Source organism: Sinomonas cyclohexanicum, assembly GCF_020886775.1.
GTDB lineage: Bacteria > Actinomycetota > Actinomycetes > Actinomycetales > Micrococcaceae > Sinomonas > Sinomonas cyclohexanicum.
Map to the genome: position 1 here is coordinate 3,898,541 of NZ_AP024525.1, position 25,917 is coordinate 3,924,457.

Sequence of the window (25,917 nt, forward strand, 5' to 3'; positions counted from 1 at the left end):
GTGGGACTGAGCTTGCAGAAGGGCCAGGGCCTCTCGCTGACCAAGCAGGACGGCTCGGGCATGACCCAGGTCCGCCTGGGCCTGGGCTGGGACGCCGTCGAGCAGCCGCGCAAGGGCTTCCTCGGGAGCCTGTTCGGCGGCGGCGCCGCGGAGATCGACCTCGACGCCTCGGCCATCCTGTACAACGCGGGCGGCCAGCCGCTCGACACCGTGTTCTTCAACCAGCTCGCGAGCAAGGACGGCTCGGTGCGCCACACGGGCGACAACCTCACGGGGGCCGGCGAGGGCGACGACGAGACGATCATGGTCAACCTGCCCGGAGTCAACGGCGCGGTCCAGCACATCGTCTTCGTCATCACGAGCTACTCGCAGCAGACGTTCAACCAGGTCCAGAACGCGTTCTGCCGCGTCGTGGACGATTCGGTGGCGGGCAGCCCCGAGGTCGCGCGGTACACCCTCACCGAGCAGGGCCCCTACACGGGCATGATCATGGCCAAGCTGTCCCGCGAGGGTGCAGGCTGGAAGTTCACGGCCATCGGCCAGCCGGCGAACGGCCGGACGGTCGGCGACCTCGTCGGGGCCTCGGCCGCCGTCCTGTAGTACACGAGAAGACAAAGGAGCACCGTGGCAAGCCTCACCCTCAGCAAGGGCAGCAACCTCTCCCTCACCAAGGCGGACCCTGGCCTGACCCGGGCCATGATCGGCCTCGGCTGGGACCCGCGCACCACTGCGGGCGAGATGTTCGACCTCGATGCGAGCGCCCTGCTCATCTCGGCCCGCGGCAAGGTCCGCAGCAACGACGACTTCATCTTCTACAACCAGCTTGAGGCCAAGGACGGCTCCGTCATCCACCAGGGCGACAACCGCACCGGCGAGGGCGAGGGTGACGACGAGCAGATCCTCATCGATCTCACCAAGGTCGCGGCCGACGTCGAGAAGGTGGTCATCGTCGTCTCGATCGACCAGGCCGAGGCCCGCCGGCAGAACTTCGGCATGGTCCGCGGGGCGTTCTGCCGGGTCGTCAACGACACGACCGATCAGGAGATCGTCCGCTACGACCTCACCGAAGACGCCGCGAGCGAGACCTGCATGATCTTCGCCGAGATCTACCGCCATGGGACCGAGTGGAAGTTCCGCGCCGTCGGGCAGGGCTACGCGTCCGGCCTGCACGGCGTCGCAACGGACTTCGGCATCGTCCTCGACTGACACCCAGAGAAGGAGCACTGACATGGCAGGACTGACCCTTTCCAAGGGCGGGAACCTCTCCCTCACCAAGACCGACCCGGGCCTCACCAAGGCGATCGTGGGCCTCGGCTGGGATCCGCGCACGACGACGGGCGACGCCTTCGACCTCGACGCCTCGGCCCTGCTCGTGGCCGCCAACGGGAAGGTGCGCTCGGACGCCGATTTCATCTTCTACAACCAGAAGCAGACGCCCGACGGCTCGGTGGTGCACCAGGGTGACAACCGCACCGGCGAGGGCGAGGGCGACGACGAGCAGATCGCCGTCGACCTCGCCAAGGTCGCCGCGGACATCGAGCGCATCGTCGTGGTGGTGAGCATCGATCAGGCCGAGGCGCGCCGGCAGAACTTCGGCATGGTTCGCTCGGCGTACTGCCGGATCGTCAACGAGGGCACGAACGCGGAGGTGGTCCGCTACGACCTCTCCGAGGACGCCGCCGCCGAGACGTGCATGATCTTCGCCGAGCTGTACCGCAACGCGGGCGAGTGGAAGTTCAAGGCCGTGGGCCAGGGCTACGCGAGCGGCCTGGCCGGCGTCGCCGCCGACTTCGGCGTGAACCTCGGCTGACCGAGAACCACGGCACACCCGCCCGCTGCTAGCCCATCCACCCACCCCAGGAGCTATCGCGATGTCCATCTCCCTGACCCCTCCCGACCCCACCGAGACCGAGACGCCGCCCTCGTGCTCCAGGCGCCGAGCCGGCACCCGTATCAAGGAGGAGCAGGCCCGGGCATGGTCCCGTCGCGACGAGCGCCAGCACGAGATCGCCGGCCGGCGAGGCGCGTGGCGGAGATCGCTGACCGGCAGAACCCGCCCTCGCCCACCCCGAGCCGCACCCTTATCAAGGAGGAGCAGGCCCCGGGCATGGTCCCCGTCGGCGACGAGCGCCAGCACGAGATCGCCGGCCAGGCGAAGGCGTTCGTGGCGGAGATCGCGGCGCTGGACTCGCGAAGCCCGAGTTCCAGCAGAAGGTCGAGGGCCTCAACCGGTTCGCCGGGCGGGAAATGGTGGCTTCATCGGACGCGTCGAGCCGCATGCTCGACCGCTCGAGCACATCCATGGCGAGCGCCAAGAAGTCCGGCAACAGCGCCCAGATGTACGTGGCCTCCACGCTCGGCGAGCTCCGCACCACGGTCGAGGACCTCACCCCGAACCAGGAGCTGACGGTCAGCAAGAAGATCCTGGGCTTCGTGCCGGGCGGGAACAAGCTCGCGCGCTATTTCCAGCGCTACGAGAGCGCGCAGACGCAGCTGGACAAGATCATCAAGTCCCTCATGGCGGGCCAGGACGCGCTCATGAAGGACAACGCGTCGCTCGCCGAGGAGAAGACGAACCTCTGGGAGACGATGAAGCAGCTCTCCGAGTACGCCGTGTTCGCCCAAGAGCTCGACAAGGCCACGGTCGAGAAGATCGACGAGGTCCGCCGCAGCGGCCAGACGGAGCACGCGCAGCAGCTCGAGTCCGACGTCCTGTTCCCCGTGCGGCAACGCCGCCAGGACATCCTCACCCAGCTCGCCGTCTCCGTGCAGGGCTACCTCGCAATCGACCTGATCCGGAAGAACAACACGGAGCTCATCAAGGGCGTGGACCGCGCCCGCACGACCACGATCAGCGCCCTCCGCACGGCCGTGATCGTCGCGCAGGCGCTCGCCAACCAGAAGCTCGTCCTCGACCAGATCGACGCGATCAACACGACGACGAACAACATGATCCTGAAGACGTCCGAGATGCTGAAGGACCAGACGGCGCGCATCCACCAGCAGGCGTCCAGCTCCGGGGTGTCGGTGCAGACCCTCGAGAAGGCGTTCGCGAACATCTACCAGACGATGGACGCGATCGACACGTTCCGGTCCCAGGCCGCCAAGAACATGGAGAGCACCGTGCAGGCGCTCGAGACCGGGCTCGAGAAGTCCCGTCCGTACATCGAGCGCGTGCGCCGGCAGGAGGGGAACGCCTGAGCCGATCCGCCTGCGTCAGGATCCGCTGGCTCAGGCCTCCGGTTCGCCGGCGTCCTCGGGCTCCTCGAGCACCGAGTCGTCCTCGAGGGACTCGAGGTCCTCCTCGTCGAAGTCCTCGTAGTCGCGGAGGGCCTCGAAGACGGTGTCAAGCGCGGCCACGGGAACGGCGACCATGCCGTCGGACGTGTCGACGAGCCCGAGCGCCTCGAGCTCCTCGATCTCTGCCAGGAGCGCCGCCGAGAGGCCCTTGAGCTGCTGGCTTGCGTCCGGACCGAGCTCCTCCTCGACGCCAAGGTCCTCCTGTGGCGCCTCGGACTCGGCCCGGTCGCTTCCGAGTGATGCGACGTCCTCGAGGGGGAAGGGCTCCTGGTAGACGGCGGCGTTGAGGATCGTGGTGAGCACCGCGGCGGTCTCCCCCTCGAGCGTGCCCGGGGTGCCGTCGGTACACGCCGACGCGACGATCTCCGTGCCGAGGAACTGCGCCTCGAGCCGCCCGAGCCCGTCCGAGTTCCCGAGGTCAACGGTGCCCTCGCCCGGACGCGCGATCGACCCGTCAAGCTCCACGACTTCGGCGTTGACCATGGCCTCCCAGAGGCGACGGGCCCGCTCCTCGGACCCGACCACGGCGGCGGCGGAGGCGAGCACTGAGGCGTCCAGGCCGGCGTCGGGCATCACCTCGCGGCCGTCTCCGAGCCACTCCAGGAGCGCGAGAGCGTGCCGTACGAACGGCGCGTTCGTCGCGAACTCGGCCGCCTCCTCCTCTCGGTCGGCTCGGGGAGCCCATCGAGGGGGCTCGAGTCGACGATGCCGCCCAAAGCCTCAGCCTGGGCATCGAGCACCTCGGCCACCGCCTCAAGCTCCTCGGGGGTGCCCTCCCAGCGGCCGGTCTCCTCGAGGAAGCTGAGCCAGTCGACGAGCGTGCCGACCACGTAGCGCTGGTCGTCCACGGCGTGCTCCTCGCTCGACGCGGCCGCCCCGACGTCCTCGAGGAAGGGCGGCAGGAAGCCGGCCACGTGGTCGGGATCGAGACGCAGCGACGGGCCGCCCTTGCCCAGACTCGAGACGATGGTGACGAACATCTTCACCACCAGCAGCTGCCCGGTGGCGAAGGCGGAGAGGTCGTCCTCCCCACGTGAGGCCCATGCGATGTAGTCGGGCGTGAGCCCGTCGATCATGAGGTCCACACGGCGGCGGCGCCGCTCGTACTCCCCCATGGACGTCGCGGTGCGCGGGCGGGTGTTCTTCGGCTTGCGCGTGCGGCTCTTCGGCATATCACGAGCCTACGCTTTCCCGCGCACGACGGCGCGGGACCGCCCCGCGCGGCTGAGCGCCCCAAAGCTACAGGCTGCCGGCCAGGTCCTTGAGCACGTCTCGGATGCGGGTGGGATCCGTCGCGTCGAAGTACTGTCCGCCCGAGGCCGCGGCGATCTTCTGGAGGGTCTCGGTGTCCGCCTGGGACCCGTAGGCGAGGGTGAAGACCTTGATCCGCTTGCCCGCGGCGGTCTGCTGGGAGAGCTTGGCCACCGTGTCCTCGAGCGTGCCGGGCCGGGCGGTGTCATTCGTGCCGTCGCTGAGCAGGATCACCGAGTTGAGCGCGTCGGAGCGGTACCCGGTCGCCACCGTGTCCACGGCGAGGCCCACGGCCTCATAGAGCGGCGTGTAGGCGACGGGCGTGAGGCCCCGCACCTTCGCGGCGATCGACTCGCGCTGCGCCTTGACACTCGCGAGCGGCTGCACGACGCCGGGCTCGAGCCCGCCGCCGTCCCTGTTGGAGAATCCTTCGATGCCCACTTGGTCGTCGTAGCCGAAGAGGGCAAGCGCGCCCTCGACCGCGTCCTTCGCGGCCTGGATCTTGGTCACGCCGGGCTGGATCTCGTCCCGCATGGATCCCGAGACGTCCACGGCGAACAGGACGCGGGCGGGCTTGCGCACCGCCGCGAACCCCTTCTGGAGCCCGGTGACCAGCTCGGCGGAGGGCGCCTCGAGGGTCTTGGACGCTGTGCCGTAGTGGCCAGCCTCGGCCACCGCGATGTCCGCCTCGCCGCGGATGTCCCGGAAGCCGGAGGCACGCACGGCGGCCTGGCCCTCCACAGTGCGGGCGAACCGTACGAAGTCCTCGCCGGCCGCCCGCTGGGCGTCGCCCACCCACCCTGCGGAGAGGACAACAGCGGGAGAATCCGCCGTGTACACCCCGTCGGACGGGTAGTACGGCGTGAGCTGGACCTTGGGCGGGGCACCGTTGGCGAGGGTGACCCCGTCGGGGCTCGTGATGCCGCGGTTGTACTCCCACACGGACTTCTCGTCGGTGATGACGGCGGAGAGTGTGCCGGCGACCGCCTTGGTGTCGGGGGCGTCGCGGATCGAGTTCAGGAAGTGCGCGGGCGTGCTCAGATAACTGCTCGTCGCGCTCTCGCCGAGCCGCACCTGGGAGGTCACGAAGCTCGAGGTGAGGTCCGCGGTCGTGAGCGGTCCGGCGTGGCCCGCGGCGGCGGAGTAGGCGGTCGCAAGGGCGAAGAGGCCCGAGCTGGACATGGAGGGGTTGGCCTTCGCGATCCGGAAGTACCCCCACTCGGGCTTCCCCGCACGCTCCCACCCCCGGGCGTCCGAGGCGGCCTTGTACACGTCGGCCCACGTGGGCGCCTTGGCGTCCCAGCCGAGCGCGGCGGCCATCTCCGCGGGCATGGCCACGGCCACGGCAGTGGACGCGATGCCGGGGCCCGATTCGGGGACGATCGCCGCGCCCTGCCCGCCGCCGGCCCGCGCGGTGGCGAGCCACATCGAGGCGTCGGGGATCCAGACGGCGGGCTGCTGGTCGGCGGGCGTCGACGCGAAGCCGCGCGCGGCGTCGTCGGCGGCGAGGCCCGACTTCCGAGAGGCGACCTTGACGTCCACGCAGTGCCCGCCGGCGTCGCGCGCCGAGCCACGGTACGCGTCCGCGACGGCCTGGACCATCCCGGCGTTCTCGGGCGAGGCGAGCACGTTGAGCCGCGTGCACGGGCCCGGGCCGGCGGAGCTGGGCAGGGTGTCCTCAGCCAGCGGCGCCGCGGGCTGGGTGGCGGTGAGCTTGGCCGTCGTGGCCGTCGGGATCCGATTGACCGTGAGCGACTCGTAGAACGAGGGGAGCCAGAGGATCCCCGAGAGCGCGAGCGCGGCGACCGTCCCGGTGATGATCGCGATGCGGCCCCAAGGAAGGGCTGCCCGCCGGCGGCGTGCGGCACGGCGGCTCGCGGGAGAGGTGCTTCGTCTGCCCATGCCGGGGGACCTTTCGACTGCGGCGCGCGCCAGCCAGCGCTGGGGTGGTAGCTGGACGGTGGGACTGTACCGGCGCGACCGGACGCCCCGGTGAACACCGGGTTAACGCGACCGGACGCCCCGGTGAACACCGGGTTAACGCGAGCTGACGTCGCAGGACTGCAGGGCGTCAGCTGACGGCATAGAGGCATCCCCCGACCCAGACCCAGCGACTAGGCTGGAAGGCATGGCCTCGAAGTTCTTCGGGTCGCTGTTCGGGGGCGCCGGACGCGATCCCGACCCCATCCTCGACGAGCAGCTGCCGCTCACCCAGGCCCAGGAGCTCGAGCAGACCCGCGCCACGCTCGGTGAGCTCCGCAGCGCGATCCGGCGGGCCGGAGCGGTCCTGCCGACCCTCGCGTCCTCGCGCGTGCGCCAGACAGATGACCTCCTCGCGAACCTCATCGACTACGTGGCCGAGCATGGCGCCTCGACCGAACAGCGGGTCCTGCTCAACGCGATCATCACCGACTATCTCCCCACGTCGCTGCGCGTCTACCGGGCCCTGCCTCCGGAGACCCACACCGACACGAGCCCCGAGTCGGAGAAGCTGCTCGAGCAGCTCGACATCCTGCACTCCACCGCGCTCGACCTCGACCACCAGGTCCGCACCGGGGCCATCGCCGAGCTGAGCGTCCACGGGCGGTTCCTCCAGGACAAGTTCGATGTGGGCGGCATCCGCCTCACCCCCGGCCCCGCAGAAGGAGAGACGCACTGATGGCCACGATGGTCGCGGGCAGCAACGCCCCGCTCACGGCGGAGAACCCGGGCCTCGCCGGGGTGATGGTGGCGATGGGCTGGCAGGTGGTCCCGAGCAACGGACCACAGTCCGAGCTGACGTCGCTTGCGATCGTGTGCGGGGAGGACGGGCGTGCCCTCTCGCCGGAGCACCTCGTCTTCTTCAATCAGCTCACGACGGCGGGCGGCGGCGTGCGCTTCGCCAGCAGCCCGAATGCCGCGCAGGGCACAGCGCACGGCACCGGGCAGGGCACGGCGCAGGACGCCGAGCAGGTGGACGTCGAGTTCGGGCTCGTTCCGGCCGAGGTCGCCAAGATCGCGTTCCTCGCGTACGTGGACCCCGAGGTCCGCGGACCCGGAACGTTCGGGGCCGTGCGCAGCGCGTACATCAGGCTCGCGCGGCCGGACGGCTCCGAGCTCCTGCGCTTCGACCTCCCCGAGATCCATGGCGAGAAGATCAAGGCCATGATGTTCGGGGAGCTCTACCGGCACGGCGAGCACTGGAAGTTCCGCGCGCTCGGGCAGGGCTACGAGAACGGGCTGGCCGGGGTGGCCCGCGACTTCGGGCTCGACCTGTGACGAAGGGACTCTCCGGCTCGCAGGTGCCGTTCATGACACGGCGGGTGCGCGACGTCCCGGCAGTCGAGCGGCCCAGAGATCCCGAGCGGGCGGCCGAGCGCAGTCGAGATCCCCTCGATCTCGCCGTGCCCCAGGCCTCGAGCCCGCTTCGCACTCCTCAGCCCGTGGCGGCTCAGCCGCCCGCGGCCCTACCGCCGAGTGCCGGGCTCGACCTCTCGGCCCCTCGGGAGGCAGCTCCAGTGCGCTCCGCCCAGCCGCCGGCCGCGGGCCAACCACGAGCGGCGCTGACGCCCGAGTCGCGCCTCTACCGGGCCCCCGCGTTCGGCGGGCTGCACCAGCTCTCGGCGAGTGACGCCGTCGTGCGCCTGAATCCGCGCCAGTCCGGGATCGGGTCGATGTTCGTCACGGGCGCGCGCGGCACCGCCTGGGAGGGCGTGGACCGCACCACCGGCGCGCAGAGTGTGCACCGAGAGCAGATCGGGACCCCGATCGCGACCCCGGGGAACCGGCCTCTCGTGAGCTTCGTTAATCGGGACGCCGTCGTTGTGCTGCGCCATGTGCGCATGCTCCGCCGCGCCCTGTTCATCGGGGCCGGTGGGACGATGACGGTCCAGACGTTCGACGGTTCGGCCATCGCCGTCCAGGGCACCTTGGGCCCCGGGCAGCGCACGGTCCTGACCGCGACCCGCATCGGTGCGCTCATCGAGCTGCGCGCCGAGTCGGTCCCGGAAGAGTGGGACGACGGCGAGATCTGGCGCGAGTTCGCGTTCACGATGACCGTGGGTCTGGGAGCCCCGCGGCGCTAGTACCGCACCGACATCTGGGGGACCCGTGCTGCACTACTCATTCCTGACCGAAAGCGCCCGCGACAGGCTGTTCGCCCGGCCCCCGCAGCCGCTCGGGCGGGGCTCCGACGCGCAGTCCCTCGCGGTGGGCCTTGGCGCGACCCTGTACACACCCGGGACCCGGCCCGGCCTCGCGGACACCGTCCTCAAGCGCGCCCGGGCGGGCTGCGCGAGCGGCGTCCTGTGCCTCGAGGACGCGGTGGCGGACGCGAGCGTGGCGGACGCCGAGGACAACGTCGTGACCGCCCTGACCGACCTCGCAGGCCGGGACGAGGCCTCGGCGGCCGGGTTCCCGCTCCTGTTCGTCCGGCCGCGCAGCCCCGAGCAGCTGCTCGAAGTGGGCCGGCGGCTCGGGCCGGCCGCGGACCTGCTGACCGGGTTCGTGCTGCCCAAGTTCGAGAACACCTCGGGCCGCGGCGAGCGGTTCCTCGACGCGCTGGACCGGCTCAACCGCGAGCTGGACACCCAGCACGCGCTGCGGGCCATGCCCATCGTCGAACACCCGGTGACAACCCACCGCGAGACCCGTTCCCGGGCGCTCCTGGCCGTGCGCGACCTCCTGCGCGCCCGCCGTGATCTGATCCTGTCCGTGCGGCTGGGAACCACGGACATGTCTGCGGCGTACGGGCTGCGGCGCTCAAGGGACCTCACGATCTACGACGTGGCTGTGGTCGCGGAGGTGATCGCCGACGTCGTGGGCATCCTCGGCCGCGCCGACGAGGGCTGGGTCATCTCAGGGCCGGTGTGGGAGCACTACTCGAGCACCGAACGGATCCTCCGCCCGCAGCTGCGCGCCACCCCATTCAGCGCCACCAACACGGAGATGCTGCGAGAGCGGCTGCTCGGGGCGAATCTCGACGGCCTGATCCGCGAGATCGAGCTGGACCTCGCGAACGGCCTGCTCGGGAAGACCGTGATCCACCCCTCGCACGTGCCGGTGGTGCACGCACTGCACACGGTGAGCCACGAGGAGTACGTCGACGCCCTCGACATCCTCGCCGCCGAGGGGGGCGGTGCCACGGCGTCCCGCTCAGGGGTGCGCATGAACGAGGCCAAGCCCCACCGCGCCTGGGCGCAGCGGACCCTCAAGCGGGCCGACGCGTTCGGTGTGGCACACCCGGACGTGACGTTCGTCGACCTCCTGGAAGCGAGCATGAAGTGACAGGAACCGCCCCCACCACCGCCGAGATCGGGTCCAGCGACGCCGAGATCGGGGCTCCTGAGCGCGAGATCGGGGCCCCCGTGTGGCCCGGAACAACGGTGCGCGACCGCCTCGGCATCCGGCTCACGACGTCGCCCGGGAGCCTCCTGCCCGTCGAGGCCCTCGTGGGACTCGCCGTCCGGCGCAACCCGAAGCGCGCACAGCTGCTCGTCTCACGCGTCCTCGCGAAACACGTCCCGACCCCGCCCGGGCTCGCCATCGGGGCCGGGCGGCTGCTCGGGGCTGCGGTGGCGCACCGGCTGGACCTGCGGGCCCATGGCCTGCCGGATCTGGGCGAACCGGCCGAGGTGATCGTGCGCTGGTTCGCCGGGGACACGCCGTCGTGCGCGGTGCGTTCACTGCCGGAAGTCCTGCCGCTTCCGCCGGACCGGCTCGCGGCCGGCGAGGACCTCGCAACGCTCGGGTACGCCGAGACTGCGACCGGCCTGGGGCACCTCGTTGCCGAGTACCTCGGCTCGTACTACGTGCACTCGACGCGGATCGCCACGCCCGTGCGGCCATTCGGGGGGTTCGAGGAGGAGCACTCGCACGCGACCGGCCACACGCTCGTCCCCAGCGACCCCGGGCGGCTCACCCGCGCCGAGACCGTGGTCCTCGTCGACGACGAACTCTCGACCGGGCGGACCGTGCTGAATACGGTCCGCGAGCTGCACGCCGCGTGGCTGGCTCAGGGCCCGCCGGCGGGCACGCACGACGGCGATGCCCCCGGCGGCGCCCCGACCCGCCGACGGTACGTGGTCGCCACGCTCGTGGACCTGCGCTCCGATGCGGACCGCGCCGCGTTCGGCCGACTCGCGGCAGAACTCGGGTGCACGATCGAGGTGGTGGCGCTCGGAGAAGGGACGATCGAGGTCCCCTCCGATGCGATCGAGCGTGCCACGGCGTGGCTCGCGGAAGACCCACGACCCGACGTCGCGCTCACACGACCCGGCCTCACGCTCAGGGGACCCGACCTCACGGTCACGCGACCCGACCTCGGCGCCAGGGTCCGCAGCGCGCGGTACGGCGTCGACACCTCCGGCCCGCACGGCACCCGGCTCTCCGAGCTTGCCGAGCCGCTGGCCCGGGCCGCGGCGACGGCCCTCAGGGACGCGGGAGTCGCGCACCACGGCCGCGTCGTCGTCCTCGGGTCGGAGGAGCACCTCGCGCTCCCCCTCGCGATCGCCCACCGCCTCACGGCCGAGTACCCGGGCACCCTCTTCTCCTCGACGACGCGCTCCCCCGTCCACGTCCACGACGACGCGGGCTACGCGGTGCGCTCCGCCGTGCGGTTCCCCTCCCATGACCATGCGATCGACGGCGGGCCCGGCGCCGGGACCCGCTACGCGTACAACCTGAGCGCGCCTGACGCCATCGTCTACGTCCCCGAACCCGGCACCCCGCCCGAGGATCTCGGGGGGCGCGGCGGAGGCGCTCGCGCGCGCGGCGGGGACCGTCGTCGTGCTCCACCTCGACGCCGCGCCGCCGTACCCCGAGCCGCTCACCGGACCAAGCTTCGGCAGCTATCCGCCCGAGGACGTCGCCTGGCTCCTCAAAGACCTCTCCGGGGCGCGGCTCGAGGCGCCTGCGCACGAGCGAGAGGCCGCGATCCAGTCGGGCCGCGCGAGCTACGCGGAGTCGCTGCCGCAGGAGTACGAGCCGAGCCCCGAGTACCAGGCCCTCTTCCACGCCGCGCTGGACGAGTCGAAGCACCGCATCGCGGCGGCGGTCGCGGACGTGACCGAGCAGGTCCTGGCCCTGCGGAACGGCGAGCCCGTGCTCGTCTCGCTCGCCCGGGCCGGGACGCCGATCGGCGTCCTCATGCGGCGCTGGGCCCGGCACGCGCACGGGCTGGACGTGCCTCACTACACGATGAGCATCGTGCGCGGGCTCGGCATCGATGCGAACGCCCTGCGGTACCTGCTCACGCGGCACCGGCCCGAGCAGATCATGTTCGTGGACGGGTGGACCGGCAAGGGGGCGATCGCCCGCGAGCTGGCGGGGGCGGTATCGGACTTCAATGCAGCGGCCTTCGCCGCCACGGATGGCCCCCGGCTCTCCCCCGAGCTCGCGGTGCTCGCGGACCCCGGCCACTGCGTGCGCGTGTTCGGCACCCGCGACGACTTCCTCATACCGTCCGCGTGCCTCAATTCGACGGTCTCGGGGCTCGTATCCCGCACGGTGTTCAACCGCGAGCTCGTGGGCCCGCACGATCTGCATGGCGCCAAGTTCTACGGGCCAGATCTCCATCCCGAGCTCGCCGCGCGGGACGTCTCGAACGAGTTCATCGACACAGTGGCCTCGTGCTTCCCCGACGTCCGCCCCGCGCCCCCGCGGAACCCGGCCGAGCCCACGTGGGCCGGGTGGGCCGCCGTCGAGCGCATCGCCGCGGACTACGGGATTCACTCGGTGAATCTGGTCAAGCCCGGCGTCGGCGAGACGACCCGCGTGCTCCTGCGCCGAGTGCCGTGGAAGGTGCTCGCCCGCCCGGAGCTGCTTGAGACGGACGACGCCGGCCGACCCCGCAGCGGCGACCTCGCCCACGTGCTGCTCCTCGCAGGGCAGCGGGGCGTTCCGGTGGAACCCGTCGAGGGCCTCCCGTACAGCTGCGTGGGCCTCATCCACCCCCGGTTCACGCCCGGCGCGACCGGGGCCGACGGGAGGACGGTGCTCGATGTCTGAGGCCCTGTCCCGCCCCGGGCCGGCCGGCCGGCCCGTCGTCGCGTGCGACCTCGACCGGACCCTGATCTACTCCGCGAAGGCCCTGTACCTGGATCCGGACGCGCCGCCCACCCAGTCCCCGCGGCTCGTGGTCAGCGAGCTCCACGAGGGCCTGCCCCTGAGCTACATGACGCGTGAGGCCGAGGCCCTCATGCACGAGCTGCTCGCCCACGCGGCCTTCGTGCCTGTCACGACTCGGACGCAGGCGCAGTTCCGCCGGGTCCACCTCCCCGCGACCCGCTACGCGATCACCACGAACGGCGGCGTCCTGCTGGCCGACGGGAAGCCCGACGGCGAGTGGGCCGCCCGGGTGCGCGGCGCCGTCGTGCGCGGCTCGGCACCGCTCGCGGAGGTGCTCGCCCACCTGAACGGGCGGCCGTCGCCGGGGGTGCTGCGGGTCCGGACGGCTGAGGACCTGTTCGCGTACGCGATCGTGGAGCGCGCCGAGCTGCCCGAGGGGTGGGTGGCGCGGCTCGCCGCCTGGTGCGCGGACCGTGGCTGGGTTGTCTCGCTGCAGGGCCGCAAGCTGTACTGCGTCCCGGAGTCGGTAACGAAGGAGGCCGCGGTCGCGGAGGTCATGCGCCGGGTCGGCGCGGACACGCTCATCGCCGCGGGCGACTCCCTGCTGGACCGGGGCCTGCTCGAGATGGCGGACATCGCGCTGCGGCCCCGCCATGGCGAGCTCGAGGCCGCGGGCTATGTGCGCCCGCGGCTGCGCGTCACGGCGTCACAGGGCGTGCGGGCGGGCGAGGAGATCCTCCGCGAGGCGCTGGGCGCGATTGTCGGGTTGACGCCGGTGCCGGCCGATCTCACCCGCAGTCAGCCCACCGCTGCGGAGGGTTCGGTGGGCTCCTTGGCCCACTCCTCGGCCATGAGCCGGTAGGAGCGCTCGCGCAGTGCAGGATCGTGGGCGTAGCCGGTGAGGATGACCTCGTCGATCCCGTACGAGGCCGTGAACGAGCGCAGGAACTCGGCGGCCTCAGGCGGGGTGCCGACCGCTGAGAAGCGCAGTGCTGAGGTGGCCATCTGCTCCTCGTGGGGCGCCCAGTCCATCTCCCGCACGGGCGGCATGAGCGGCCCGCGCGTACCGCGGCGGATCGAGACGAACATCTGCTGGTGGGTCGTGAAGAGGAACTCGGCCTCCTCACGGGTAGGGGCGACCATGAGGTTCGCACCCGCCATGACGTACGGCTCGGCGATCTGGGCCGTCGGCGCCGAGGGGTTGAACATCTGCCGATAGGTCCAGATCGCCTCTGAGAGCTGGAACGGAGCGAAATGGCTCGCGGCCGCGAACGGCAGGCCGAGCTGGCCCGCGATGGCCGCGCCCGCCGTCGAGCTTCCCAGGACCCACAACGGGACGTTCGTTCCGCGGGCCACCGCAGCGTGGACGCCCCCAGAGGGATGTTCAGCCAGCTGGGCCGCTGCGCCCCCGTCGATCTGCTCGCCGAAGAACCACGCGAGGAGGCGGATGTTCGCCGCAAAGGTGGCCTCACCGTCGTCGCGCGCGCCGCGACGCAGGAGGGCCGCCGTGCGCGGGTCCGTGCCGGGCGCCCGCCCCAGGCCCAGATCGATGCGGTCCCCGTAGAGGTTCGCGAGCGTGCCGAACGCCTCGGCGACGGCGAGGGGCGCATGGTTGGGGAGCATGATGCCGCCGGAGCCGACGCGCAGGGTGGACGTGTTGGCGGCCGCGTTCGCGATGAGCAGGGCCGTGGAGCTCGAGGCGAGGGCGTCGGTGTTGTGGTGCTCGGCGTACCAGAGGCGCTGGTAGCCGGAGTCCTCGGCGAGCTTCGCCAGGCGGGTCGCGTCGACGAGGGCGCTCGCGGTCGTGCCGCCCTGCACGATGGGGACGAGGTCCAGGATCGACAGGGCAGGGACAACGGAGGGTGCAGGCGAGGAAGTCACTTAAGCGGCAACCGGGCTTCCCGCCAAGATGTTCCCACAGGGATTCCCGCCGAGACATTGCCGAGACCTTCACGGGCGCCCGGCACCATTCGGTAACGGCTGTATTGCTTTTCGACAACAGCCCGCGATCCGGCTTGTGGCGCGCCGCGCTGATCTGGAAAGAATGGAGAGGTCGCGGCTGGTGCCAGCCGATCTGTGTGGGGAGGAGTTGCAGTGGATGACGCGTTGGCTGTGACCAATCTGGTGTACTTCGGGACGGTCATGATCGGAGGGGTCCTCGTCGCCTTCCTTGCCGTGGCCACCACCATCACGCTCATCATCTGTGGGGCAGGACAGGGCGTTGCTTCGCTCGTCTCGGCGATCCTGCGTGCCCTGCGGCGCCAGGAGCAGCCGGCTGCCCCGGCGGAGGCCGCCCGCACCGAGAACACGCGCACCGAGTACACGCGCCAGGCCATCGTCGCGAAGGCGGACGCGATCCTCGCCGCCCGGCGCGCCGCTGCGGATGCGAAGTCCGATACCCCGAAGACCGAGCCCGCAACGCCCGCAGCCATGAAGCCCGCCGGCGGCCGAGGCCGGCGAGCCTGCCCCTGCAAAGCCCGCCGCCGTCGTCGTCGCACACACCCGGCCGGCACCTGCCGCCCACCGGCCCGGCCCGCACACCGGCACCCTGCCGGTTCTCGCCGTCGGCCGCGCGAGCTGACGCCAAGCCGGATCCCAGCACGGAACCATTCGCAACGAGAAGGCCCCGAGGCACTGAGCCTCGGGGCCTTCTCGCTTGCTCCAGCAAGGTATCGGTGTGCAGCCGGGGCTGGTGTGGCCCCGTCGGGTCCCGGGCGGTTGGTGTTCCGCACGCGCCGTCGCCGCGCCTTCCCGGCCGGTGGACCGTTGGGCTATCTGCCACTATGAGAGCAAGTACTCGGCGCGATTGGCAACAGACTCGGAGTAGAGTGGTCAATCTGACCGAACATCTGCCCGAATCCACGCGAGGAGTGATCAGATCGCAGCAGCTTGACCCGACCGACCGGCGCATCCTGCTCGCCCTTGACGAGGACCCGAGGGCGCCCATCATGGTGCTTGCCCAGCGGCTCGGCCTCGCGCGCGGCACGGTGCAGTCACGACTCGAGCGCATGACGGCAAGCGGCGTCCTCCGCGCGAACAGCACCCGCGTGCACCCCGAAGGCCTGGGCCGCGGGGTCCTCGCGGAAGTCAGCGCCGAGCTCGACCAGAGCCACATCAACGAGGCCGTGGCCACCCTGGGCGGGATCCCGGAGGTCCTCGAATGCCTCGCCCCGGCAGGGGACACGGACCTGCTCATCCGCGTCGTCGCCACGAGCCCCGATGACCTCTACCGAGTCTCCGAGGAGATCCGTCTCTGCCCCGGGATCCGCCGCACGTCCACGCGGATGATCCTCCGCACGGTCATCCCGTACCGCACGCACCCCCTCCTCACCGAGGGCGGGTATGCTGCGGATCACTAGGCAGATGGCGCCGTCCAAGGAGTTCTAGCATGCTCGCCGGTGGAGGTGCAGGGATCAGCGTCGGGGCATTGGTCGCAGTGGCCGTTGCCCTGTACATCGTGTTGGTTGCCCTGTACATCATGTTGGTGGTGCGCCGCCGCAAGAAGTGAGCACCGCGGCGACTCCCCCGAGCCGCGTGGAGGTGGCTACTCGGGTGTGCCGGCAGCGCGAGCCACGGGGCCGACGTCGTGCGTACCCGCGTTTGCGGTGGGCGCGATCTCGCGTACCCGAGACGGAAATCGGCGCGAGTTGGCGTACCCGAGACGGACGTGCCTACTCCCCGGGACCGCGCTCCAGGTCCTCGAAGTCCCGCACCCACAGCTCACGGGCGCGGGCCTCGCGGACGCGCCGGGCCTTCGTGACCTCGCGGAGCTCGTCGAACGCGGACGACGGCGCGGCATCCCCGCCCGCCCTGTGGCCACCGCCGCGGGTGCGACGGCCCACGCCGAGCAGGAGCAGGGCCCGCTCGGTGGCGGCGGCGTTCTTGACGGCGAATGACGTGCGGCGCCGACGCATCGCCTCCCGCACGGCGGCCTGCGCCTCGGCGCGCCGCCCGAGCTCGCGCAGGGCCCGGGCGCGCAGGACGAGCAGCGCCGCGGCGAGGTCGCTGGCGTTGGTGAGGCCCTCCGTGCGGGCAACGATCTCGTGGGGCCTGCCGAGCACCTCTGCCAGCCGGCACGCGGCGAGGGCAGCGGGGACCGATGGCGGCAGCGGGGCGAGCACCGCGACCGCCTCCTCGGGACGCCCGACCTCTCGCAGGCTGTGTGCCAGCGCGAGGCACACGGCCTCCTCGCTGAAGACGGCCTCGACCTCGACGCCCTCCGAGACCTCTATCCAGTGCCGCACCCCGCCCAGGTACTCCGCGGCGAACGCGGTCGCGGCCGGCTCGCTCGCGCCGGCGAGCCCGCGCGCAAGCAACTCGGCCGCTTGGGCGTGGTGGTGGGACCGGTAGGCGTGCATGCCGGCCATGACGTAGCAGAGTCCCGACCAGCCGGGGTGTGCCCTCGCGAGCAGCACGAGCCGCTCGGGCTCCCCGTGCGCGAAGACGGCCGCATAGACCTGCTTCTCGATCTTGGAGGCGAACGGCCGCAGCCGGGGTGCCCGGACGCGCACGGCCACCTGCTGGGCGATCCTGCGCCCCATCCCGCGCACGGGGGCATAGACCTGCGCGCTGCGAAACGGCGTGAGGTCTCGGGTGTCGTGGAACGAGGGCTGGCGGTCCAGCTCGCCGGAAGCCATGCCCACCATGCTAGCCACCTGCCTCATCGGGTCGCGAAATGCACCCAGATCCCGATCACCCACACGGTCGCGGCCACGCACGCGAAGCCGAACTCGACGAGGATCCCCAGCCCGGTCGCCTTGAGCGCCGCCCACGACGACGACGCGGCGCCCCGCAGGTGTCCCGTGCGCTGCCATTCGCTCAGCAGGAGCCCGACGGCGAACCCCGCCACGAGCCCCACTACCGGGACGATGAACATGCCCACGATCGCGAGGACTGCGCCGACCAGCACGGACCGGCTCGGGATGGACCGCTGCTTGAGCCGCCTCCCGGTCAGGAGGGCCGAGGACGCCATGCCGCACGCGAACAGGACCCCGCCGATCGCGAACACGAGCCAGCCGCCCCAGCCGGCCCCGCCGAACAGAGCCCATTCGAGCAGCGCGAGCAGGCCGAGGATGCTGCCCGGCAGCACGGGGATGATGATGCCGGCGAGGGAGATCGCGAGTGCCACCCCGCACAGGAGGGCCGCGAGGATGCTGGTGTCCACGCGGCCATCCTGCCAGAGGTCGGGCTAGAGGCCAGCCATAGGGGCCGGACTAGGAGCCGGACGCGGCGCGCATCACTGCGGCCGTGACGGCGGGCGCGACGCGGGGGTCGAGGGGGCTCGGGACGATGTAGTCCGCGGAGAGCTTGTCCTCAGCGAGCTCCGCGATGGCCCGGGCGGCGGCGATCTTCATCTCGGGCGTGATGCGGCGGGCGCCGGCGTCGAGGGCGCCGCGGAAGATGCCCGGGAACGCGAGGACGTTGTTGATCTGGTTCGGGAAGTCGCTGCGCCCGGTGGCGACGACCGAGGCGTGCCGCCGCGCGACGTCGGGCGCCACCTCCGGGTCCGGGTTGGAGAGCGCGAACACGATGGCGCCGTCCGCCATCCCGGCGATGTCCTCCTCGGGGACCTTCGAGGAGGACACGCCGATGAACACGTCCGCCCCGGCGAGGGCCTCGGCGGTGCCGCCGGCCACCCCGCGCGGGTTGGTGCGGGCGGCGTACTCGCGCTTCATCGCGTTCCTGGACTCGGCCAGATCGGGGCGGCCGGCGTGGATGGCACCCTTGGAGTCAAGGAGGACCACGTCCGTGAGCCCGGTGGCGAGGAGGATCTCGGCGATGGCGATGCCCGCGGCGCCGGCCCCGGCGATCACCGCCCTGAGCCCCGCGAGCTCCTTGCCGACGACCTTCGCGGCGTTCGTGAGAGCGGCCAGGACCACGACGGCGGTGCCGTGCTGGTCATCGTGCATCACGGGCATGTCGAGGGCCTCGACCAGCTTGGCCTCGAGCTCGAAGCAGCGCGGCGCTGAGACGTCCTCGAGGTTCACGGCGCCGAAGCTCGGCGCGATGCGCGTGATGGCCTCGACGATCTCGTCCACATCCGTCGTGTCGAGCACGATCGGGATCGAGTCGAGCCCGCCGAACGTCTTGAACAGGGCACTCTTGCCCTCCATCACCGGCAGGGACGCGGACGGGCCAATGTCGCCCAGCCCGAGCACCGCGGTCCCGTCGGAGACCACCGCGACGAGCCGGGAGGCCCACGTGTGCGTGCGGGCGAGGGCCGGGTCTGCGGCGATCGCGCGGGAGACCTGCGCCACGCCGGGGGTGTACGCAATCGAGAGGTCGCGCTTCGTGGTGAGCGGGCGGTCGACGCCGATCGAGAGCTTGCCGCCCTCGTGCGCGGCGAAGATCTCCTCATCGGTGATCGGCTGGGTCTGGGCAGTCTGGGCAGTCTGGGCAGTCTGGGGCTGGGAGGCCTGATTCTGGGCGGGGGCGTCAATGGACGTGGACACGGCACTGTCTCCTGGGTCAGGTGCCGCCGCACCTGGAAGAATCCGCGCTGTGGCGGAATCTGGTGCACGACGGCGGGGCGGGCCGTGCGCTGGTCGCCGCGCCGACCGCTTTGTCGGCGCAGGCGTGCAGAGCACAGTCTCGAGGGGAGGATCCGGGGTCATTGCCGGGTTCGGCGCTTCCGGGAGCCGGCTGATGCGCGGGGATGTCCGCTGAGCGCCGGCCTCGGGGAAAGAGGTAGAGACATCATAGGCGGACACCGGCGGTCTTCCGCAAGGTGGAAGTCTTCAGTCGTCCAACCATTCGAGCGCCACGGCCGCGGTCCACGACTGGTTCCGGCTGCCGAGCGGCTCCCCTGTGAACGGCTCGTAGTACTCGCCGAAGGGGTACTCGTCTGACTGGCCCGGGCCGGCAGGGGCCTGGGTGAGCTGGTCGAGCGACGCCTCCCGCCACCGCCGGTACCGGGCCTCGTCGCCGTGGCGGCGCACGGCCTGGGCCAGATACGAGGTCATGACCGGCCACACGGGCCCTCGCCAATACTGCCGAGGCCGAAACGCGGGCGAGGTCGTGGCGGTCGACGGCGGCAGCGCGAATGCGAGGCGCGGGTCCCCAGCCCATGCCGCGCCGTCGATGAGCTCCGACTGCGAGGCGCGGACTGCCGGGTCAGTGCTCGAGATGAGCGGAGCGAATCCCGCGATCGTGGGCACCGCGATCCACTCGCCCGCGAGGAGGTCGCGGTCCCTCGCGAGCCCCGTGGCCGGGTCGATCGTCGCGTCCACGCCCTCGCGGAACTCGGCGGCCCACTCGCGGAGCCGCGTGGGGTCCGACACCGGGTCCCCCGGCCGCCCGAAGCGCTCTGCGAGGACGGCCAGGTCCTCGTTCGCGGCGGCGAGCGCGGCGGAGGTGAAGACGTCCTTGACCTGGAAGTCGACGGCTCCGGGGAGGCGCGCGTCGTCGTACGCCACCTCCGCCATCTGCTGGACGAGCCACAGGTAGCGCGCATACTCCTCGTCGCTCGGGCGCTGGCTCGCGTCGGCGACGATCCGCGTGTCCGTGCGCACGAACGGCTCGAGGTCCCCGGGCCGGACATGGGAGTAGGGTCCGTCGAACCGGGGCGAGTTGTCCATGCCGGACTCCCAGCCGTGGTAGATCGTCACGAGCCCCGAACCGTCCGCCGCCCGCGCCCGGCGCAGCCACTCGTGCCACCGGGCCCACCGCGGCAGCGTGTCGCGCGCGAAGTCCTCGGCGAGCCGCGCATCCTCGCCGCCGCGCGCCGTCGCCCGTTCCACGATCCGCCGCAGGAGCGTCGCGTGCACCGGCGGCTGGCAGATCCCGCTCGACCTCACGCCGGCGGGCGAGATCCCGGCCGTGCGCCAGCGGTCCACGCCCGGGAAGTAGTCCCCGCCGTCGGAGGGGACTGCGTCTGAGAAGACGATGTGCGGGATCATGCCCGTGTCCCACTGGGCGTCGAGCAGGTGTCCGAGCTCAGCGAGCGCCCGCGGCACGCTCACGGTCGAGAGTCCCGTTGCCACGAACGCGGCGTCCCAGCTCCACTGGTGCGGGTACAGCCGGGGCGCAGCCCGGACGATCACGCCGTTGTCGTTGGCCGCGAGCACCGCTCGGGCCTGCGCGCGCATACGAGTCGGCTCCACGGATCCGACGATCCTCTGACGGCCAGCGCCAGTCAACGGCCTCGGCAGGTCCCACCTGCGCTGGCGTATAGTTGGACAGTCCCCCGGCACGTGCTCCACCCCGCCGCGCCGGAAGCGTGCAGAAGCGTCCGGAAAGAGGTTGCTGCGCTGTGCTTGAACTGCCCCAGGATCTAGTGACCCCCGCGCCGCCCCCGGCCACGCCCCGTCTGGCCGCCCGGTACAACCAGCTCCTGGACACAGCAGCCCGTTTCGCCACGCGCGAGTATCCCGACGTCGACGTGACCGAGGTGGCCAGCGAGGCCGGCGTCTCCTCGAGCACCGCCTACCGCTACTTCCCCTCCTCCGCGCATCTCCTCCTCGCCCTCCACCGCCGGCAGCTGCTCGAACTGCGCTCCCGCGTCGAGGGCCGCGCCAACACGGTCCGCACGGACGACCAGCGAGCCCGCCAGCTCGCCGGTGCCGCCGTGGAGATGTTCGCGATGCGTCTCGCCCAGCCCGCCGTGAACTCGTGCCTCGACGAGCTCGTGGTTCCGGTCGACCATGAGCTCTCCGGCCTCATCGGCGAGGTCGACGAGCTCTCCTGGTCCACGCTCGGCCAGCTCGCCGGCGACTCGGGACGCGGCAAGAGCATCCTGCACGTGGTCTCCGGCCTCGTATCCGCTGTGCGGACCGGCAGGCTCATGCCGTACGAGGCCGAGCAGCAGCTCAAGGCAGCCTGCGAGATCGTCGCCCGCCGCCGCCCCCTGCGCCGCTGACGCGCCCGTGCGGGTGTCACCTCCGGGGGTCCCCTTCTGCGGGTGACTCCAGATGCCCGGGCCGCGCAGGGCTCAGGCGACGCTGCGGATCCTCGTGACGAACACCGCTCCGAAGAGCCCGATCACGGCCGCCGCGATGTACAGGGAAACGTACCCGCCGAGGAACACCACGAACGGGTAGGCCAGAGCGGGCGCGATGACCTGCGGGAGCGAGTTCGCGATGTTGATGACGCCCATGTCCTTCCCGCGGTCCTCGGCGCGCGGGAGGACCTGGGTGACGAGCGCGAAGTCGACGGCCTGGTAGGCGCCGAACCCGATGCCGAGCACGGTCGCCCCGACGATGGCGCCAGGCCAGGTGGGGAACAGCCCGATGGTCAGGGACGCGGCGGCGATGACGCACGAGGAGAGGATCACGAGAGGCTTGCGCCTGCCCATCCGGTCGCTGACCTTGCCGCCGATCACGCTCGTCGCGATGACAAGCACGGTGTAGATGCCCGTGAGGATGAGGACGCCGGTGGCTGGAGCCATGCCGGTGGTCTGCTCGAGGTGGACCTCGTCCGCGAGGAAGTAGACGAGGTACAGCAGGACCATGTGGTTCCCGATGTTCACGAGCAGCTTGGTGATCCAGGCCCAGGCGAAGTCGGGATGGCGCCGCGGGCTCACCCAGAACGAGGCAAGGAACCTCCACAGCGAGAACGGCGTCAGCGCGGAGCGGGCAAGAGGGGCGTCGTCCGCGCGGGCCAGGTACGCGACGATGCTGACGAGCAGCGCGGTCGCACAGATGAGATAGCCGAGCGAGAAGTTCCCCGACACGGCCGCGGCGACGATCGCGCCCACGAGGATGCCCGTGGTGATGCCCATGGCCGCGAGCCCGCCCAGGGACCCGCGCTGGGTCACGGGCACCTTGTCCGGGATGGCGGCCGTGATGGCGGCGTAGGCCGCGTTGCACCCGGCCTGCACAAGGCACCACAGCGCCGTCATGGCCGCCACGTTCGGCGCCCCGGCGAGGCCCACGAGGGCGATCGCCCCCACGACGGCGCCCCCGAGGACCCACGGACGCCGCCGGCCGAAGCGGCCCACGGTCCGATCGGAGAGGGCGCCCGCGAGCGGGTTGCCGAAGACCGAGACGGCGGCGCCGGCGCCGTTGACGAGCGCGAAGATCGCTTCCTTCTGCCCGGGTTCGAAGTGCGCCGACTGCTGGGCGAGCAGCACCTGGATGGGCGCGAAGAAGGCGACGTTGATGCCGATGTTGACGAGGACCACGCCGATGATCCACGGCGAACGCACGGGCGTCGTGGGCTCGGCGAGCGGGGACACAGCGTCCGGACGCAGCGCTGGCCGATGCGCATCAGACCGATGGGGCACGGACACGGCGACCTCCGGGCGGGGGCGAACAGGTGCTCTCAGATTACTCGGCGAACCGGCCCGGCCGACAGATGAAGACGCCGCGAGACAGGTATTCTCACAGCGTGGAAAGTAAGCTCTCGGAACCCGACGCGACAGTGTCAAGTGCAGCAACGTCCGATACGGCGATGGCCGCGCAGGTCTACCAGCAGATCAGCAACGCCATCTTCTCCGGACAGCTGCGCCCGGGCCAGCGACTGCGCGAGCGCGAGCTTTCCGAGCAGTACGGCGTCTCCCGCATCCCCGTCCGCGAGGCCATCCACCGGCTCGAGCAGGATGGCTTCCTCGTCACGGCGCCCCGGCGCGGCGCGGTGGTTCGCAAGCTGACCCTCAAGGATGTGGACGAGCTGTTCGATCTTCGTGTGCTGCTCGAGTCGTTCGCCGCGGCCCGGGCGGCCGAACGAGTCGCCGGCGGCGCGGACGGCTCAGTGCTCACGAGGACCCTCGCGGAGTCGCGCTCGGCGCTCGAGGGCGGCGATCTGGCCCGCACGTCCGAGCTCAACTCCGCCTTCCACGACCAGATCGTCGCCCTGACGGGCAACGCGCTCCTCGAACGCTCCATGCGCCCGCTGCGCGGCCTGAACCGGTGGATCTTCGGCCTTTCCGTGAACCGCCCGCTCGAGCTCAGCGCCCACGAGCACGACGACCTCGCCGACGCGATCCTCACCGGCCGGGCCCATCTGGCCGAGTCGCTTTCCGCCGCCCACGTCGAGGCCGGGCGGATGCCCGTGACTGAAGGGCTCGCGCGGATCCTGATGGAGTGAGCGCGGGTAGGCTCATCCCATGGCCCCGAGTCCCTGGACCACCCACACGCGGCGGTACCGCGAGATCGCCGACGTCCTCGCACGGCACGGCCTCAGCCAAGTGCTGGCCCGCGCCGGGTTCGCGCGGCTCATCCCCCGCGGACGGGCCATCAGGCCCGAAGGCGAGGCCGCCCCGGGCACCCCAGTCGGCGGCCCGGTCCATGTGCGTCTGGCTCTCGAGGAGCTCGGCCCCACCTTCATGAAGCTCGGGCAGATCCTCTCCACGCGCCCCGACCTCATCCCCGAGGCCTACCAGCTGGAGCTCGCGAAGCTGCAGGACTCGGCGCCGCCGGTGCCCGCGGAGGCGATCCGCGCCGTCGTGCGCGAGGAGCTCGGCGAGGACGCGTTTGCCGCCTTCAGCGAGTTCGACGACGTGCCGCTGGCGAGCGCGTCGATCGGCCAGGTCCACCTTGCCCGCCTCGCGGACGGCAGCGACGATGGCTCGGGCACCAAGGTGGTGGTCAAGGTCCGCAAGCCGGGCGCGGTCGAGCGGATCCGCGAGGACCTGGAGATCCTGCGCAACGTCGCCGCGACGGCGAGCCGGGCGTGGAGCGTGCTGGACGACTACAACGTTGTGGGCCTCGTCGCCGAGTTCTCCCGGACCCTCACGAAGGAGCTCGACTACCTCGAGGAGGGACGCAGCGCCGAGCGGTTCGCGGCGAACTTCGCGGGCGACTCCCGGTTCCGCTTCCCGCGGGTCTTCTGGCACACGACGACGTCACGCGTGCTCACCCTCGAGTTCATGGAGGGCCTCAAGATCAACGACGTGGCCGCGCTCGACGCCGCGGGGCTCGACCGCCGGGCCCTCGCCGACCACGCGGCGGCGGCGCTCGCGCAGATGATCTTCGAGGACGGCTTCTTCCACGCCGATCCGCACCCGGGCAACATGTTCGTCGAGCCGACGGGGCGGATCTCGATCATCGACTTCGGGATGGTCGGGGAGATCGACGACGCCCTCCGGGCGGACCTCGGACGCCTGCTCATCGCCTTGGCGCGCAAGGACCCGCGGCGCCTTGCCCGCGCGCTCGAGGCCATGTCCCTGGCGGGGCCCGTGGCGGACCGCGCGCGGCTCGCCGTGGACGTGGCCGAGTTCATCCACCTGTATGACGGCGTGGACCTCGCCGACGTCAACGTGGCCCGACTCGCGCAGAAGCTCCTCAGCGTGGTGCGGAACCACCGGCTGCTCATGCCGGCGGAGGCGGCGATCGTCATCAAGATGCTGGTCATGGCCGAGGGCCTGGGCCGTGTCCTCGACCCCGGGTTCCGGCTGTCACGGGTCCTCGAGCCGCACGTGCGGCGGCTCCTGATCGAGCAGTACTCGCCGGCCGCGATCGTGCGGGGGCTCAAGGCCGCCGGGCTCACCGCGCTGGACCTCGCGGCGGACGTCCCCGACCTCATCGACAGCCTGAGTCGAATGCTCGACGCGGGCGGCTTCGAGGTGCACCTGCGCGCCGCCGAGCTCGACCCGCTCATGGCACGGGCCGAGCGGATCGGCAACAAGGTGCTCGCCGGGGTGATCGCGGCGGCGTTCATCCGCGGCGTGGGCGAGGTCGTCGCGTCGGACAAGCGCTGGCGCGGCTGGCGCGAGCCCCTCGTGCGCACCGGCATGGCAGCCCTCGGTGGGCTCAGCGGGTATTTCGTCGTCACGACGGCCACCCGGCGGCGCTGAGGCCCGTGGTCTCACGGACCGGGGCCCTCCGGGGTCCGGGCCCTCGAGGACGCGTGCCTCGTCCTTGGCGTCCGGCTTCCGGCTAGTGCGAGACCGCGGCGAGGGCCGCGCGGAGGCGCGTGCCGGCGTCGTCCGCGACCTCACGCACGTGCTCGCTCGCGCTGAGCTGCACCATGGTCTGGGGATCGATCGCCTCGACCGTGGTCACGTCTGAGCCGCCGGCCCGGCGCACCACGACGTTGCACGGCAGGAGCGCCCCCATCTCCGGCTCGGCGGCAATCGCGCGGCTCGCGAGGTTCGGGTTGCACGCGCCGAGGATCACGTAGTCGCCCACGGCGTCGCCCGCCTCGGTGCCGAGCTTGGCGGTGAACGTCTTCCTGATGTCGATCTCGGTCAGCACTCCGAAGCCCTGCCCGGCGAGGGCCGCCTTGACCGCGTCGATCGCTTCGGTGAACGGGAGGGGAACCTGGGTGGTGAGGGTGTACGCCATGTGCCAACGCTCTCAATCCAGAGGCCATCGGGCAAGTGCCAGTGGGCCGGGTACTTCGGCACTGCCCGAATTCGGATGCCCGCGGGCAGACTGGGGA

At 71.5% G+C, this 25,917-nt stretch carries 25 protein-coding genes and 1 pseudogene; 16 read left to right on the plus strand and 10 right to left on the minus strand.

Annotated elements, in window-relative coordinates; genetic code table 11:
- The 4 genes from SCMU_RS18310 (at window position 1) to SCMU_RS18325 (ending at window position 3,201) form a co-directional block, all read left to right on the plus strand.
- The gene (locus SCMU_RS18310; protein ID WP_189693775.1) at window positions 1-600 is read left to right on the plus strand and encodes a TerD family protein; all 600 of its coding nucleotides are present in this window, start codon (window positions 1-3) and stop codon (window positions 598-600) included.
- Window positions 601-624: 24 nt separating this feature from the next.
- On the plus strand, window positions 625-1,206 hold the full coding sequence (locus SCMU_RS18315) for a TerD family protein (RefSeq protein ID WP_229230512.1): 582 nt from the start codon (window positions 625-627) through the stop codon (window positions 1,204-1,206).
- Window positions 1,207-1,228: 22 nt separating this feature from the next.
- Window positions 1,229-1,810 carry a TerD family protein gene (locus tag SCMU_RS18320; protein ID WP_229230513.1) on the plus strand — a complete coding sequence of 194 codons (582 nt, stop codon included), beginning with the start codon at window positions 1,229-1,231 and terminating at the stop codon, window positions 1,808-1,810.
- A gap of 437 nt (window positions 1,811-2,247) precedes the next feature.
- Complete coding sequence (locus tag SCMU_RS18325) at window positions 2,248-3,201, plus strand: toxic anion resistance protein (RefSeq protein WP_229230514.1); 954 nt, start codon at window positions 2,248-2,250, stop codon at window positions 3,199-3,201.
- A gap of 30 nt (window positions 3,202-3,231) precedes the next feature.
- On the opposite strand, the gene SCMU_RS18330 is transcribed toward SCMU_RS18325, so the two are convergent.
- From SCMU_RS18330 to SCMU_RS18340, 3 genes are all read right to left on the minus strand, one after another.
- Complete coding sequence (locus SCMU_RS18330) at window positions 3,232-3,876, minus strand: hypothetical protein (RefSeq protein ID WP_229230515.1); 645 nt, start codon at window positions 3,874-3,876, stop codon at window positions 3,232-3,234.
- Window positions 3,873-4,472 carry a hypothetical protein gene (locus SCMU_RS18335; RefSeq protein ID WP_229230516.1) on the minus strand — a complete coding sequence of 200 codons (600 nt, stop codon included), beginning with the start codon at window positions 4,470-4,472 and terminating at the stop codon, window positions 3,873-3,875. The genes SCMU_RS18330 and SCMU_RS18335 overlap by 4 nt, the downstream gene beginning before the upstream one ends.
- A gap of 67 nt (window positions 4,473-4,539) precedes the next feature.
- Entirely contained in the window at window positions 4,540-6,453 is a 1,914-nt protein-coding gene (locus SCMU_RS18340; protein ID WP_229230517.1) for a vWA domain-containing protein, read from the minus strand.
- A 226-nt stretch (window positions 6,454-6,679) separates the two neighbouring features.
- Between SCMU_RS18340 and SCMU_RS18345 the strand changes: the two genes are divergently transcribed.
- From SCMU_RS18345 to SCMU_RS18375, 7 genes and pseudogenes are all read left to right on the plus strand, one after another.
- Complete coding sequence (locus tag SCMU_RS18345) at window positions 6,680-7,210, plus strand: hypothetical protein (RefSeq protein ID WP_229230518.1); 531 nt, start codon at window positions 6,680-6,682, stop codon at window positions 7,208-7,210.
- The gene (locus tag SCMU_RS18350) at window positions 7,210-7,809 is read left to right on the plus strand and encodes a TerD family protein (RefSeq protein WP_229230519.1); all 600 of its coding nucleotides are present in this window, start codon (window positions 7,210-7,212) and stop codon (window positions 7,807-7,809) included. Before SCMU_RS18345 ends, SCMU_RS18350 begins: the two co-directional genes overlap by 1 nt.
- Complete coding sequence (locus SCMU_RS18355) at window positions 7,806-8,615, plus strand: hypothetical protein (protein WP_229230520.1); 810 nt, start codon at window positions 7,806-7,808, stop codon at window positions 8,613-8,615. The genes SCMU_RS18350 and SCMU_RS18355 overlap by 4 nt, the downstream gene beginning before the upstream one ends.
- 25 nt (window positions 8,616-8,640) lie before the next feature.
- A complete protein-coding gene (locus SCMU_RS18360) occupies window positions 8,641-9,816 on the plus strand; it encodes an HpcH/HpaI aldolase/citrate lyase family protein (RefSeq protein WP_229230521.1) in 1,176 nt (391 codons plus the stop codon).
- A 164-nt stretch (window positions 9,817-9,980) separates the two neighbouring features.
- Window positions 9,981-11,189: pseudogene (locus SCMU_RS21065) on the plus strand (phosphoribosyltransferase domain-containing protein); the annotation flags it as partial.
- Window positions 11,190-11,316: 127 nt separating this feature from the next.
- Window positions 11,317-12,537 (plus strand): cysteine protease StiP family protein, encoded by a 1,221-nt coding sequence (locus SCMU_RS18370; RefSeq protein WP_229230522.1) that lies wholly within the window; start codon window positions 11,317-11,319, stop codon window positions 12,535-12,537.
- Window positions 12,530-13,459, plus strand: coding sequence for an HAD family hydrolase (locus SCMU_RS18375; RefSeq protein WP_229230523.1), 930 nt, complete (start codon window positions 12,530-12,532; stop codon window positions 13,457-13,459). The genes SCMU_RS18370 and SCMU_RS18375 overlap by 8 nt, the downstream gene beginning before the upstream one ends.
- Here the strand turns inward: SCMU_RS18375 and SCMU_RS18380 are convergent.
- A complete protein-coding gene (locus SCMU_RS18380) occupies window positions 13,396-14,478 on the minus strand; it encodes an LLM class flavin-dependent oxidoreductase (protein WP_229230524.1) in 1,083 nt (360 codons plus the stop codon). The genes SCMU_RS18375 and SCMU_RS18380 overlap by 64 nt on opposite strands.
- A 213-nt stretch (window positions 14,479-14,691) precedes the next feature.
- Here SCMU_RS18380 and SCMU_RS18385 point away from each other — a divergent pair, with 213 nt between their 5' ends.
- Together SCMU_RS18385 and SCMU_RS18390 are read left to right on the plus strand one after the other, a co-directional pair.
- The gene (locus tag SCMU_RS18385; protein WP_229230525.1) at window positions 14,692-15,384 is read left to right on the plus strand and encodes a hypothetical protein; all 693 of its coding nucleotides are present in this window, start codon (window positions 14,692-14,694) and stop codon (window positions 15,382-15,384) included.
- 83 nt (window positions 15,385-15,467) lie between these two features.
- On the plus strand, window positions 15,468-15,956 hold the full coding sequence (locus tag SCMU_RS18390; protein WP_229230526.1) for an Lrp/AsnC family transcriptional regulator: 489 nt from the start codon (window positions 15,468-15,470) through the stop codon (window positions 15,954-15,956).
- 312 nt (window positions 15,957-16,268) lie between these two features.
- Here SCMU_RS18390 and SCMU_RS18395 read toward each other — a convergent pair whose 3' ends face one another.
- The 4 genes from SCMU_RS18395 to ggh form a co-directional block, all read right to left on the minus strand.
- Window positions 16,269-17,234, minus strand: a complete 966-nt coding sequence (locus SCMU_RS18395; RefSeq protein ID WP_229230527.1) for a hypothetical protein — start codon at window positions 17,232-17,234, stop codon at window positions 16,269-16,271.
- Between the two features lie 23 nt (window positions 17,235-17,257).
- The gene (locus tag SCMU_RS18400) at window positions 17,258-17,761 is read right to left on the minus strand and encodes a DUF456 domain-containing protein (RefSeq protein WP_229230528.1); all 504 of its coding nucleotides are present in this window, start codon (window positions 17,759-17,761) and stop codon (window positions 17,258-17,260) included.
- Between the two features lie 49 nt (window positions 17,762-17,810).
- The gene (locus tag SCMU_RS18405; protein ID WP_443020175.1) at window positions 17,811-19,049 is read right to left on the minus strand and encodes an NAD(P)-dependent malic enzyme; all 1,239 of its coding nucleotides are present in this window, start codon (window positions 19,047-19,049) and stop codon (window positions 17,811-17,813) included.
- Window positions 19,050-19,334: 285 nt separating this feature from the next.
- Window positions 19,335-20,699 (minus strand): glucosylglycerate hydrolase, encoded by a 1,365-nt coding sequence (gene ggh / locus SCMU_RS18410; protein WP_443020176.1) that lies wholly within the window; start codon window positions 20,697-20,699, stop codon window positions 19,335-19,337.
- 149 nt (window positions 20,700-20,848) lie between these two features.
- On the opposite strand from ggh, the gene SCMU_RS18415 reads away from it, so the two are divergent.
- On the plus strand, window positions 20,849-21,454 hold the full coding sequence (locus tag SCMU_RS18415; RefSeq protein ID WP_229230529.1) for a TetR/AcrR family transcriptional regulator: 606 nt from the start codon (window positions 20,849-20,851) through the stop codon (window positions 21,452-21,454).
- A 72-nt stretch (window positions 21,455-21,526) separates the two neighbouring features.
- Here SCMU_RS18415 and SCMU_RS18420 read toward each other — a convergent pair whose 3' ends face one another.
- Entirely contained in the window at window positions 21,527-22,819 is a 1,293-nt protein-coding gene (locus SCMU_RS18420; RefSeq protein ID WP_443020349.1) for an MFS transporter, read from the minus strand.
- A gap of 104 nt (window positions 22,820-22,923) precedes the next feature.
- Between SCMU_RS18420 and SCMU_RS18425 the strand changes: the two genes are divergently transcribed.
- The gene (locus SCMU_RS18425) at window positions 22,924-23,622 is read left to right on the plus strand and encodes a GntR family transcriptional regulator (protein WP_229230531.1); all 699 of its coding nucleotides are present in this window, start codon (window positions 22,924-22,926) and stop codon (window positions 23,620-23,622) included.
- A 19-nt stretch (window positions 23,623-23,641) separates the two neighbouring features.
- The gene (locus SCMU_RS18430; protein WP_229230532.1) at window positions 23,642-25,330 is read left to right on the plus strand and encodes an ABC1 kinase family protein; all 1,689 of its coding nucleotides are present in this window, start codon (window positions 23,642-23,644) and stop codon (window positions 25,328-25,330) included.
- Window positions 25,331-25,412: 82 nt separating this feature from the next.
- Here SCMU_RS18430 and SCMU_RS18435 read toward each other — a convergent pair whose 3' ends face one another.
- Window positions 25,413-25,820, minus strand: a complete 408-nt coding sequence (locus tag SCMU_RS18435) for a DUF302 domain-containing protein (RefSeq protein ID WP_229230533.1) — start codon at window positions 25,818-25,820, stop codon at window positions 25,413-25,415.
- Window positions 25,821-25,917: the final 97 nt, after the last annotated feature.

Excerpts from the sequence above, each read along its gene's own strand:
- SCMU_RS18430 (WP_229230532.1), top strand. The coding sequence starts at position 23,642 with ATGGCCCCGAGTCCCTGGACCACCCACACGCGGCGGTACCGCGAGATC.
- SCMU_RS18435 (WP_229230533.1), bottom strand. The coding sequence starts at position 25,820 with ATGGCGTACACCCTCACCACCCAGGTTCCCCTCCCGTTCACCGAAGCG.
- SCMU_RS18340 (WP_229230517.1), bottom strand. The coding sequence starts at position 6,453 with ATGGGCAGACGAAGCACCTCTCCCGCGAGCCGCCGTGCCGCACGCCGC.
- SCMU_RS18320 (WP_229230513.1), top strand. The coding sequence starts at position 1,229 with ATGGCAGGACTGACCCTTTCCAAGGGCGGGAACCTCTCCCTCACCAAG.
- SCMU_RS18325 (WP_229230514.1), top strand. The coding sequence starts at position 2,248 with ATGGTGGCTTCATCGGACGCGTCGAGCCGCATGCTCGACCGCTCGAGC.
- SCMU_RS18395 (WP_229230527.1), bottom strand. The coding sequence starts at position 17,234 with ATGGCTTCCGGCGAGCTGGACCGCCAGCCCTCGTTCCACGACACCCGA.
- SCMU_RS18335 (WP_229230516.1), bottom strand. The coding sequence starts at position 4,472 with ATGCCGAAGAGCCGCACGCGCAAGCCGAAGAACACCCGCCCGCGCACC.
- SCMU_RS18350 (WP_229230519.1), top strand. The coding sequence starts at position 7,210 with ATGGCCACGATGGTCGCGGGCAGCAACGCCCCGCTCACGGCGGAGAAC.
- SCMU_RS18375 (WP_229230523.1), top strand. The coding sequence starts at position 12,530 with ATGTCTGAGGCCCTGTCCCGCCCCGGGCCGGCCGGCCGGCCCGTCGTC.
- SCMU_RS18345 (WP_229230518.1), top strand. The coding sequence starts at position 6,680 with ATGGCCTCGAAGTTCTTCGGGTCGCTGTTCGGGGGCGCCGGACGCGAT.